Source organism: Bosea sp. 685, from assembly GCF_031884435.1.
Lineage (GTDB): Bacteria > Pseudomonadota > Alphaproteobacteria > Rhizobiales > Beijerinckiaceae > Allobosea.
This window is the reverse complement of the sequence record NZ_CP134779.1, coordinates 2,143,894-2,155,223: the sequence shown is the minus strand read 5'-3', so window position 1 is coordinate 2,155,223 and position 11,330 is coordinate 2,143,894. Positions and strand designations below refer to the sequence as shown.

General features: G+C 65.4%; 12 protein-coding genes and 1 pseudogene. 3 read left to right on the top strand and 10 right to left on the bottom strand.

From position 1 onward, the window contains the following. Positions 1–21: 21 nt before the first annotated feature. A complete protein-coding gene (gene argS, locus RMR04_RS11645; protein WP_311914780.1) occupies positions 22–1,788 on the bottom strand; it encodes an arginine--tRNA ligase in 1,767 nt (588 codons plus the stop codon). A 62-nt stretch (positions 1,789–1,850) separates the two neighbouring features. Further along, positions 1,851–3,080 (bottom strand): deoxyguanosinetriphosphate triphosphohydrolase, encoded by a 1,230-nt coding sequence (locus tag RMR04_RS11640; RefSeq protein ID WP_311914779.1) that lies wholly within the window; start codon positions 3,078–3,080, stop codon positions 1,851–1,853. A gap of 98 nt (positions 3,081–3,178) precedes the next feature. Here RMR04_RS11640 and RMR04_RS11635 point away from each other — a divergent pair, with 98 nt between their 5' ends. Further along, a complete protein-coding gene (locus tag RMR04_RS11635) occupies positions 3,179–3,529 on the top strand; it encodes a HesB/IscA family protein (RefSeq protein ID WP_311914778.1) in 351 nt (116 codons plus the stop codon). Positions 3,530–3,545: 16 nt separating this feature from the next. On the opposite strand, the gene RMR04_RS11630 is transcribed toward RMR04_RS11635, so the two are convergent. Then, on the bottom strand, positions 3,546–4,019 hold the full coding sequence (locus RMR04_RS11630) for a hypothetical protein (protein WP_311914777.1): 474 nt from the start codon (positions 4,017–4,019) through the stop codon (positions 3,546–3,548). 22 nt (positions 4,020–4,041) lie between these two features. Beyond that, entirely contained in the window at positions 4,042–4,656 is a 615-nt protein-coding gene (locus RMR04_RS11625; protein ID WP_410492233.1) for a cold-shock protein, read from the bottom strand. A 187-nt stretch (positions 4,657–4,843) separates the two neighbouring features. Here RMR04_RS11625 and RMR04_RS11620 point away from each other — a divergent pair, with 187 nt between their 5' ends. After that, positions 4,844–5,476 carry a LysE family translocator gene (locus RMR04_RS11620; protein WP_311914776.1) on the top strand — a complete coding sequence of 211 codons (633 nt, stop codon included), beginning with the start codon at positions 4,844–4,846 and terminating at the stop codon, positions 5,474–5,476. Between the two features lie 16 nt (positions 5,477–5,492). Here RMR04_RS11620 and RMR04_RS11615 read toward each other — a convergent pair whose 3' ends face one another. Further along, positions 5,493–6,323, bottom strand: a complete 831-nt coding sequence (locus RMR04_RS11615; RefSeq protein WP_311914775.1) for a helix-turn-helix transcriptional regulator — start codon at positions 6,321–6,323, stop codon at positions 5,493–5,495. A 102-nt stretch (positions 6,324–6,425) separates the two neighbouring features. Between RMR04_RS11615 and RMR04_RS11610 the strand changes: the two are divergent. Next, a pseudogene (locus RMR04_RS11610) lies at positions 6,426–7,308 on the top strand (SDR family oxidoreductase). Between the two features lie 151 nt (positions 7,309–7,459). Here the strand turns inward: RMR04_RS11610 and RMR04_RS11605 are convergent. The 5 genes from RMR04_RS11605 to RMR04_RS11585 all read right to left on the bottom strand — a co-directional run bounded on the left by RMR04_RS11605 (position 7,460) and on the right by RMR04_RS11585 (position 11,290). After that, positions 7,460–7,807, bottom strand: a complete 348-nt coding sequence (locus tag RMR04_RS11605; protein WP_311914774.1) for a hypothetical protein — start codon at positions 7,805–7,807, stop codon at positions 7,460–7,462. A 97-nt stretch (positions 7,808–7,904) separates the two neighbouring features. Next, positions 7,905–8,531: a hypothetical protein gene (locus RMR04_RS11600; protein WP_311914773.1), complete on the bottom strand. Its 627-nt coding sequence runs from the start codon at positions 8,529–8,531 to the stop codon at positions 7,905–7,907. 108 nt (positions 8,532–8,639) lie between these two features. After that, entirely contained in the window at positions 8,640–9,032 is a 393-nt protein-coding gene (locus RMR04_RS11595) for a GFA family protein (protein ID WP_311914772.1), read from the bottom strand. A gap of 96 nt (positions 9,033–9,128) precedes the next feature. Then, positions 9,129–10,394, bottom strand: coding sequence for an alkyl sulfatase dimerization domain-containing protein (locus RMR04_RS11590; RefSeq protein ID WP_311914771.1), 1,266 nt, complete (start codon positions 10,392–10,394; stop codon positions 9,129–9,131). A gap of 185 nt (positions 10,395–10,579) precedes the next feature. Next, on the bottom strand, positions 10,580–11,290 hold the full coding sequence (locus tag RMR04_RS11585; RefSeq protein WP_311914770.1) for a methyltransferase family protein: 711 nt from the start codon (positions 11,288–11,290) through the stop codon (positions 10,580–10,582). Positions 11,291–11,330 lie beyond the last annotated feature (40 nt).

Sequence of the window (11,330 nt, the reverse complement as noted above, 5' to 3'; positions counted from 1 at the left end):
GCGCGCTGCCGGAAGGTTCCGTCAGCGCATCTCTTCCGGCGCCGCTACACCCGCGACTGCCAGACCGGAAGCAAGAACGCTGCGCACCGCATGCACGAACGCCAATCTCGCTTCCGTCGACTTTCGATCAGTTTGATTAACGAACCGTAATTGCGGCGAGTCTTTGCCCTTGTTCCAAAGCGAGTGGAAGGCGCTCGCCAGCTCATGCACGAAAAAGGCCACCCGATGCGGCTCATGCGCCAGGGCTGCGCCCTCGATCATCCTGGGATAGGCCGCGATCATCTTGACGATGCCGATTTCGGCCTCGTCGGTGAGCATAGCGAGGTCCGCTTGAGCCAGCTTGGCGGGCGACAGATCGAGATCGGGAAACGCCTCGCGCGCCTGCCGGAAGATCGAAGCACAGCGCGCATGCGCATACTGGACATAGAAGACCGGATTGTCCTTCGACTGCTCGACGACCTTGGCGAGATCGAAGTCGAGCGTCGCGTCGTTCTTGCGGAAGATCATCATGAAGCGCACCGCGTCGCGGCCGACCTCGTCGATCACCTCGCGCAGCGTGACGAAATCGCCCGAGCGCTTCGACATACGCACCTGCTCGCCATTGCGCAGCAGCCGGACGAGCTGGCAGAGCTTGACGTCGAGCGCCCCTGCCCCGCCGGTCACGGCCTTCACAGCCGCCTGCATGCGCTTGACATAGCCGCCATGATCGGCGCCCCAGACGTCGATCATCTCGGTGAAGCCGCGCGTGAACTTCGAGCGGTGATAGGCGATATCGTTGGCGAAATAGGTGTAGCTGCCATCCGACTTCAAAATCGGCCGGTCGACATCGTCGCCGAACTGGGTGGCGCGGAACAGGGTCTGTTCGCGATCCTCCCAATCCTCGTCCTTCTGGCCCTTGGGCGGCGGCAAGCGGCCCTCATAGATCAGGTCGCGGGCGCGCAGATCCGCGATCGTCTCGGCCACCGCGTCGAGATTGCCGTCGACCTTCTGCAGCGAGCGCTCGGAGAAGAAGACGTCGTGGACGACGCCAAGCGCCGCGAGATCGTCGCGGATCATCGCCATCATGCCGTCGATCGCGACCGCGCGGACGAGCGGCAGCCATTCAGATTCAGGCTTCGCCAGCAGGGCGTCGCCATGCGCCTTGGCCAGCGTCTGGCCGACGGAGACGAGATAGTCGCCGGGATACAAGCCCTCGGGGATCTCGCCGATCGTCTCGCCCAGCGCCTCGCGGTAGCGCAGGAAGGCGGAGCGCGCGAGCACGTCGACCTGCGCGCCGGCGTCGTTGATGTAATATTCCCGCGCCACGTTGTGGCCGGCGAAAACCAGCACATTGGCGAGCGAATCGCCGAACACCGCACCGCGACCATGGCCGACATGCATCGGCCCGGTCGGATTGGCCGAGACATATTCGACATTGATCTTCGGCTCGGGCTTGAATGCGCCCCGGCCGTAGTCAAGGCCGGCTTCGACCGCGCTCTTCAGGATCGCGGTGAAGATCGCCGGCTGCAGCGTCAGGTTGATGAAGCCTGGCCCCGCGATCTCGGTCTTGACGATCGTTTCGTCGCTGGCGAGCTCCTCGCAGATCAATTGCGCCAGCGCGCGCGGATTGGTCCCCGCCTCCTTGGCCAGCACCATTGCGGCATTGGTCGCGAGGTCGCCATGGGCTGCATCCCTGGTCGGCTCGACCACGACCCGGCCGAGATTGAGCCCGGCGGGCAGCGCACCACGCTCGGACAAGCGCGCCAGCGCAGCGTTGACGCAGGCGGAATAGGTCTCGAACAGGTTCATCGCGGTCATTCTTGGCGGTGGTTCGTGCTTGCAGGTTCGTGCTTGCAGGGAAGCGCCCGGCCCTATCGCAGCGAGGGGGTGGCGTCAAACAGGCGGCGGTGTTCGTCGAGCGCGTACCAGTCGGTCATGCCGGCGATATAGTCCGAAATCCGCCGCGCCCGGCGCTGCGGATCGAGCGTGTCGCAGCCCTCGCCCCACTCCGCCGGCATCGCGCCAGGCTCGGCCAGGAAGCGCGAGAACAGGTCGCGCACCACATCGGCCGCCCTGCGCCGGATCTCGGCGATGCGGGGATGCCGATACATATTGGGATAGAGGAAGGCCTTGATCTCGCTGTCGGCTGCCACGATCGTCTCGGAGAAGGCGATGATGGGCGCGCCCGCCCGGCGGACCGCATCGGCGTCCTGCGGCTGCAGCGCCGCAATCCGAACCTGCGACTCCGCGATCACATCCTCGACGAAGCGGGTGATGACGCGCCGGACGAGCTCATTGGTGGCGCGCGGCTTGGCGAGGCCTGGATGCAGCCCGTCGATCTCGTCGAGCAACTCCGCCAGGAACGGCAGCTTGCGCAGATCCGTAAGCTCGAACAGCCCGGCGCGCAGGCCGTCATCGAGATCATGGGCGTTATAGGCGATGTCGTCAGCGAGCGCAGCGGCCTGCGCCTCCGCCGAGGCATGGCTGGCGAGCCAGAGATCCTGCACTGATTGGTATTCGAGGATCGCGGCGGGAATGCCGGTATCCGCGTAGCGCGCGGTCGGCTGGCCATCGGCATCGAGCAGCGGGCCATTATGCTTGACCAGCCCCTCCAGCGTCTCCCAGCTCAGATTGAGCCCGTCGAAGCCGGCATAGCGATGCTCCAATCGCGTCACGATTCGCAGCGTCTGCGCGTTGTGGTCGAAGCCGCCGAACTCCTGCATGCATTCGTCGAGCGCATCCTCGCCGGTATGGCCGAACGGCGTGTGGCCAAGGTCATGCGCCAGCGCCAGCGCCTCGGCGAGATCCTCGTCGAGCCCCAGGGCCCGGGCGAGCGCACGTGCGATCTGCGCCACCTCGATCGTATGCGTCAGTCGCGTGCGATAATGGTCTCCCTCATGCGAAACAAAGACTTGCGTCTTGTGCTTCAAGCGCCGGAAGGCCGTGGAATGGATGATGCGGTCGCGGTCGCGCTGGAATTGGCTGCGCGTCGGCGAGCTCGGCTCATCGACTAGGCGGCCGCGACTCAGGCTTGAGCGGCAGGCATAAATCGCCCGCCAGCGGTCGCCGGGTTCGGGTTCGAGGCTGTGTTGGTGCGGCATGGCGGACCCGTCATCGCCCCCTGCTTGTAGAGGCGCGTGCCGGCAATTACCTTTGTGGGTAACCCGGGTGCAAGGAGCATCTGCCCAAGGAGCTCGCCATGTCGATCGATATCGAGGTCAATCCGCGCGGCGTTGCCGTCACCGGCAAGGCCGCGAGCCGCATTCTCTCCGTGATGGAAAAGGAGCCGCCCGGCTCGATGCTGCGCGTCAGCGTCGCCGGCGGTGGCTGTTCCGGCTTCCAGTACATCTTCGACGTCGACCGGGAAAAAGCGCCGGGGGACCTCGTGATCGAGCGCGATGGCGCAACCGTGCTGATCGACGAGACCTCGCTCGATCTGCTCGAAGGCTGCACGATCGATTTCGTCGACGATCTGGTGGGGCAGTCATTTCGCATCACCAATCCGAACGCGACCAGCTCCTGCGGCTGCGGGACGTCGTTTGCGGTTTAACCCTCAGCCAATTCGGTCACTTTGGCAGAATCGGCAATAGCCGCCGAAGCGCCGAGCTCGGCCGCTCGGGCCTGCTTGGAGGCGTCTCGATACCTAGACGTCTCTCGCAGTCTGTCGCCGCCCTCAGATAGTCTGACCAGGCGCTATTCGCCCTTTCAATGTCATGGGTCGCGGAGGTCTTCTCAGCCTGGTTGAGATTGGGCTGGATGATTGAAGCGTGGAACAGAACGGTGATCGACAACTGCGTATACGCTTGCGAGCAAGCGCCTACGGACGATGCCCGTCGCTCATGGACGATGTCATCCATAATCTCGTTGTGAATGTCGAGAAGCTGCCGGCTTGAGGGTGAAGCGAACGCTTCAAGCGTCATTTTCTCAAGCTGGATGAGTTTACCGTATAACGGATCAGTCTTCACAGCTTGTGCGAAGATTGGCTCTACGCAAAACAGCACGATCACCGCGCCCAACGCTACCGAGCGGCGAAGCTCCACCGAAAAACCCTCGGTCTTCAGCTCAATGCGAACTGATCGCGCCGCCCTGCTCCAGCCGGATCTCGGCAGCCATCAGGCCCTTCGGTCCGGGGCCGTAGCGCACCAGCACGGTCTGGCCCGGGATCAGCTCCACCAGGCCGTAGCGCCGCAGCGTCTCCATATGGACGAAAATGTCAGGCGCGCCCTCGCCCGCCGAGACGAAGCCGAAGCCGCGCAGGCGGTTGAACCACTTCACCACCATGCGCTCGAGGCCGCTGGTCGGCGTGACCGAGACATTGGTGCGCGCCATCGGCAATTCGGCGGGATGGCGCCCGGCGCTGGTGTCGATCGACAGAACCCGCACCGCCTGCCGGCCGCGTGTCTTCTCGATCGCCTCGAGCACGATGCGCGCGCCCTCGGCAATGGCGTTGAAGCCGTCGCGCTTCAGGATGGTGACGTGCACGAGAACATCGGCGCCGCCATCCTCGGGGACGACGAAGCCATAGCCCTTGCTGACGTCGAACCATTTGACATAGCCGGCGAGCTCGACACCGGCCTCATGAGACAGCCCATCGGGCCCATCGAGCCGCATCACGCGATTGAGCGACTGGATCGGTCCTACTGGTGGACGCCCGCTCTCACCGTACTCGTCGGACATGTGCCGCTCACCCCCGCGCGATTGGCTTGATTCGTGGTGTCACGATACCATTGCTGCCAAGGTGCGATACAGCCCGCAGAGCTTCATCCACATCTACGAGAGGGAAATATTCAGTTGTAACCAGCTTGGCCGCTCCAAACTCTGTCGCCATGATCACGCACGCCACCATTTGATTCCGGAGAAACCGGTGCAAGACCTGCAGACCCTGCTTCTCTTTACGGCAGCTTGCGCGGTGCTGACCGCGACGCCGGGGCCCGACATGCTGCTGATCGCCTCGCGCAGCCTGAGCCAGGGCCGCGTCGCCGGTTTCCTGACCTATCTCGGCATCGCGGCGGGTAGCTATCTGCAGGCCTTCGCCGCCGCATTCGGGCTGTCGCAGCTCTTCATCCTGGTCCCGGCCGCCTACGACATCCTGCGCTGGGTCGGCGCGGCCTATCTCGCCTGGCTCGCCTGGACGACGCTGCGTTCGAAAACCCCGCTCTTCGCGCCGGACGCCACGGCAAGCCCCGTCTCGATGCGCCGCATCTTCATGCAGGGCCTGCTGACCAACCTGCTCAACCCCAAGATGGCGCTGTTCATGCTCGCCTTGCTGCCGCAATTCCTGAAGCCGGAAGCCGGCTCGGTCGCACTCCAGGTCATGGTGCTGGCGACGATCCTCAACCTGATGGGGTTGATCACGAATGGCGTCGTGATTCTGACCGCGAGCCGGCTCGGCCACGCCATCGCCAGCCGCCCGCATCTCGCGCGCCTGCCGCAGAAGCTGATGGGCGCGGTCTTCGGCGCATTGGCGATCAGGCTGGCGGTCTCGGCGCGCGAGTGAGGCCCCGGCACGCCACTTAGTCAGTTCTCGGCAGTCCTTCAACCAGGGTCTCGATGAGCCTCCTGTCTGCCGGCGTGGCCGGATTGTAGACGATCAGGCTCAGATCCGGCCGGGCATCGACCGCAAAGGCAGAGTACTCCAGGGTGATCGGCCCCAGCCGGGGATGACGCAGGCGCTTCACGCCGTCGCCATGTGTCTGGACATTGTTGTCGCGCCACATCGATGCGAATTCGGGGCTCGCCTGGCTCAACTCGTCGACCAGCTTCGCAACTTCCGCGTCGGCACCCGCGCGTGCGGCATCGATCCGGAACGTAGCCACGACGAAGCGGGCCACGGCTTCCCATTCCGACTGCGCGGCGCGGACGCGGGGGTCACAGAAGATCAAGCGCAGGACGTTGCGTTGATCGGGCGGAAGAGCGCCATAGTCGGTCAGCACGGCCGCCGCCGCGCGGTTCCAGGCAACGACGTCCCAGGTCGCCGTCCTGACGATCGCGGGGCTGTAGGTCAGCACGTCGAGCAGGCGCTGCAATCGAGGCGTGATAGCGTCGCTGCCGCGATAACGGACCTCGGGCGGACGACCGAGGCCGACAAGGAACAGATGCTCGCGCTCGACATCCGTCAGCGTCAGCGCCCGTGCGATCCGCTCGAGCACGTCCGCCGAAGGGCTTCCGCCGCGCCCCTGCTCCAGCCAGGTGTACCAGGTCGCACTGATATTGGCGCGCTGCGCCACCTCCTCGCGACGCAGCCCCGCGGTTCGCCGCCGGCCGCCGGCGAGGCCGAAGGAAGCAGGATCGAGCTTCGTGCGGCGGTTCTTGAGATAGACGCCGAGCGGATTGCCATCGGACATCGGGCCCATCCTGTTAGTAATTATACCGGGATAATCTCACTACTTTACCTGAATACTCAGCCCGCTCACAATCGCCAGAGTGGAGTTTTGGAGGCTGAACGCATGCGTGTATTCGTGACGGGAGCCACCGGCTGGGTCGGCTCGGCGGTGGTCGAGGAGCTGGTCGGGGCTGGCCATAAAGTGACGGGCCTGGCCCGCTCCGACGAAAAGGCTGCCGTGCTCGCAGTCAGTGGGGCCGATGTGCTGCGCGGCACGCTCGACGATCTCGACGCCTTGCGCAGCGCAGCCTCGGCAGCGGACGCTGTGATCCACACCGCGTTCAACCATGATTTTTCGAGATCTCGCCGAGAATGCCCAGCAGGACTGGCGCGCCATCGAAACGCTGGGAAGCGCGCTGGAGGGATCGGACCGTCCCCTGCTCGTCACTTCGGGTTTCGCGCGCCTCGCTCCGGGCCGGGTCGCGACCGAGAAGGACGTGCCCTCCTCCGATCCATCCTTCCCACGTCGATCCGAGGCGGCAGCGCGCGCGCTGGCGGAGCGTGGCGTGCGCGCGGCAACGATCCGGCTCGCGCCGTCGGTCCACGGCCTTGGCGACCACGGCTTCATCCCGATCCTGATTGCGATGGCGCGCGAGAAAGGCGTGTCGGCCTATATCGGCGCGGGGCTGAACCGCTGGGCCGGCGTGCACCGGCTGGACGCTGGGCGCCTCTACCGGCTCGCACTCGAACAAGGCGTCACCGAGCCCGCCTATCACGCGGTCGCCGACGAAGGCATGCTCTTCAAGGATATCGCCGAGGTGATCGGTCGCGGGCTCGGCTTGCCCGTCGAATCACGTGGCCGCGAGCATTTCGGCTGGTTCGCCGACTTCGCAGGCGCGGATATGGCGGCGTCGAGCGAGCGCACGCGGTCGCTGCTCGGTTGGCAGCCGACCGGTCCGGATCTGCTCAGCGACATCGATCAACCCGGCTATTATGCTGCTCGATGAGGTAGGCGCGGCCCCGACCGCCGGCCTCTAGAGACGGATGATTTCAGATGGAATAACAAAGTGATCCACCTGAAACCTGAATCCACATCTGATCTAAGATTGAGAGCGGGCTCAATGCGAAAAACCGGTTCCCACTTTTTCGCATCCGGCTCTAGCGCAGCCAGGATGGGGCGACGTAACCGACGCAGCGCAGCTCTCCGCGCTTCGGGTTCATCACCTCGAAGGCGGAGACGGGGCAGTTGTTCCCGGGCGCAGCCTGCGTCATCTCTTTGATGCCGCCGCTGCCGGGACCGAGCTTGCGATGCGTCGTGGTCCAGCCGCCGCGGTAATATTGCGTGGTTTCCTGCCAGCCCTGAGCGAGGACCTTTTCGCTGACCAGCGGAGCCGACAGCGCGAAGGCGCAAGCTCCGCCGGCAAGGGCATTCGCGAGCCGTTTCAAGACCGGACGGGAGGACGCCGCAGCGGCATCCGCGTTCGCTTTCGGGGCGTTCTGTGTCATCGGGGGACATCCAAGATTGCGCTGCCCCCAAAGCTGCAATCATGACGCCGGGGAAGTTCGCTGGATGTTGCCCCCGGAATCGCACCGTCATTCCGGGCTAAGGTCGCAAGCTCTGGCGCACGGCTGAAGGGCTGCGGCTTACCAGCTCGGCCATGAGTCCCGGCCGCGCGGAGGGCGTGGCCGAAACGATCGCCCGCACCAGCGGCAGGCGCCGCTGGAATGCCGCGAGGCCGATGACCGGCTCGCCTTCCGTTGCGAGCCACGCCTTGACCAGCGGAATCGCCACCGCCTCATGCAGCCCACCCGCCAGGCGCGCGACGATCGGCGCGGCCAATTCCGCAGGCAAGGCGTGTCGCGCCAGCGCCTCGGCGGCAAAAAGCCGGGTCTCGGGCGCGCCATCGTCGATCCACGCAAACAACCCCGCCAGATGGCGATGGTCGCCCGTCAGCGCGAAAACCGTCTCGCGCCGCACCACATCGAACCGGGACCCGAAGCTCGTCGGCAGGCCCTCCGCCGCGATGAGCCGCGAGACCGTCCCGGCATCTCCGGCCAAGCGCAAGCCATCGAGATCTATCGTGTCGCCACGCAAGGCGCGCTCCAGCAACATGGCGCGCGCCCGGCCCAGCTCCTCCGCCGACAGCCCTTCGAAATCGGACGGAACATAGCCGTCGAGTCGCTCGGGCGGCGTGGCCTCATAGGCGCGCAGGAAGTTGGCGAAGCTCATAGGCTTTCCTTGGAGCGAACGATGCGCCTATGGGCGGCCGTCGCTAGCATGGCTACCGCCCTCGCCCGTCGGAATATCGGCACGGCGCCCTCGCGCCGTTCACGCGACCTAATCCTCGAAGCGGCTCGTGGCGTCGCGATCGCGCTCGTATCGTCTCTTGAGTGGAAACGGTGGCAACCAGGCCTCTCGGCGGATGGTCCAGAGCTCATAGGTCGGCATCAGTTGGTCGGGGGCATCCAGCGATCCCAGGTTCACTTCGATTTCGTCGGCGCTGCGTGCGAAAACAGGCGAGCCGCAGCGGGGACAGAAAAACCGCCCGGCATAGTCGCGTGTTTCGCCATCGATCGTCACCGCATCCTGAGGGAACACCGCGGAAGCGTGGAAAAGCGCCCCATGATGCTTTCGGCAGTCGAGACAGTGACAGAGGCCGACCCGGTATGGGCGCCCCGACGCCACAATCCGGACGTCGCCGCACCGGCAACCGCCCGTGAACCGGTCCATGCTGCATCTCCTCCGACATCCAGCGGTCGAAATGCTTACAGCGCCGCCCGTCGAGCGTCCATGACGGGGGCACCTGCCCTTTCGGCCGCCCCTCAATCAGGCTTTCGATTTCTCCTCCGCATCGCGCTGGTAGACGGCGAAGAAGGCCTTGCCCATCAGCGTGGTCTCGCCGTCGATGCATGTCTGGAGAACGGCCGCGCGGATCGCTTGAATCCGCGCGTCCTCCGGAGCCGCAGCGCCGGCGAATTCGGCAAGCTGAGCCGCAAGCCGCGTCTGGCCTTCCCCGGACAGGATAGCGGCCCGCTCGGCAAGCTTGTCCGCGCCGCCCGCGAGCCGCGCCAGCTCCGATGCCAGTTCGACAGTCCGCGCCGGCTTCAGATGCGCCGGATCGCCATCGAACCAGCCGGCGTAGAAATGGTAGATCGCCCGGACGAGGAATTCGGGATCGTCGTATTTCGGCAGCAGATAGGGCTTCCCCAGATAGCGGGGCGGAACCTTGACCGCGTGCAGCACCTCATCGAGCGTAGCGCCCCGGTTGATCAATCGGAGCGTCTCGCCCGTCAGATATTCGAGCGCCTCAGCGCCGTCCCGCAGCACCTGCGTCGCCCGCTCCGCGCCGAAAATCACCGGCCCATGGCCCGGGATCAGGATCTCCGGCTTGAGCTCTTCCATGCGCCGCAACGCGACCGCCCAATCCGCCGCATAACGCTGGACCTTGCGCGGGTTGCCGGCATTCGGGAACACCCAGATCACGAAGTCCCCGCTCGCCAGAACGCGACGCTTCGGCAACCAGACGAAGCTGGCGTCGTCGGTTTCGCCACGCCCGTGGAAGAGCGCGATCTCCTCGCCGCCAATCGTGAGCGACAAGGTCTCGTCATAGACCTCGTCAGGCCGCCGCTGGCCGATCGGGTAGACATAGTCGGGCTTGTTGAATTGCTGGCCCTGAACCAGGCTGTTGAAGCCGTGCGACGCTTCGTATCGCTCCATGCGGCGCCGAACATTCCGGTGGGCAATGACGCGCGGCCTGGGGCGGCCCCTCGCATCGGCCTCCTCGTCGATGAGCGTGATACCGCTGGTGTGGTCGATATGGCCATGGGTGTAGATCACGGTGTGAACCGGGCTGTCGTCCCAGCTTCGCACCACGCCCAGCGTCTGGGCTGCGGTATCGGGCTTGGCCGTGTCGATCACGACGAGCCCGGCATCGGTGCGGATAGCCGTGACGCTGCCGCAGAAATACGTCGTATGGACGGTGATAATGTTGTCGGCGACCTGCGTGATCGCCCCCTCAGACACCGCCGCCGTCCACTCCTCCATCGGAGCAGCGCCGCTCCAGAGCCGCTCGAACAATGCGTCGTGAGCCATCCCGAAATCCCTCTGAACGGGGCCGAACTCCTTGCTTAGCACCGCCGACGGAGGAGTGAAGCCCGGGCAGGAGAGATGCTGACAGGCCGCGTCAGCTATGGTGCGCATGACGGTGGAGAGCGGCGAGTGCTCGGGCAGCCCGGGAATGTCGCCTCTTGCTCGACAACCGATAGCAACCCCGGCTGTCACCAGAGGCCGGGGATCAATCGCCACCGCACCCGGCGGGAATAATCATCATATCCAGGGAGCTCGGCCCGCAGCAGCTGGTCTTCCCATGATGTGCGCAGGACGAGGACCGCAGCCGCCAGCGCGGCGGGAACGAGCGCCCAGAGCGAGCCCAGCGCAAGCGCCATGCCGAAGAACAGGAATAGTGCGGCGACATAGCCGGGGTGACGCACGAAACGGTAGGGACCGCTATCGATCACGCGCTGATGCCGCTCGGACTGGATCCGGACGCCCGGCTCGAAATACGGATTCATCGCCTGCGCCCAGGCCGTCACCGCAATGCCCGCCAGCACGGCGACATAGCCCGACAGCACCGCCCAGGCCGGCACAGTCGACCAGTGGAACCGCCCGGCATCAAGCGCCGCGACCGGCAGGACCGCCACCATCGCCGGCAGGATGACCGCAAGCAGCGCCTTGTCCCAGTTTTTCGTGCCCGCCTGAAACCGGCTGCGCGCGCGGTAGATGATCGGATTGACCCAGGCGAGCACGAGGGCCGACGCGCCGAAGCCCAAAATCAGAACCGCGAGGAAGACCCATCCGGGCCGCCAGGCGATCGTGCCGGCAGGCCAGAAGATCAATCCGAGCAGCGAGAGCGGGAGGCCGATCGCATAGGCAATGGCCGTGCTGCGCGACATCGCGCTCGGCTCCCGGGGCGTTTCGGTCTGTTCCATGTCCCTCCCTCCTTCGGCGAAATTGTCTCCAGACTGGCTT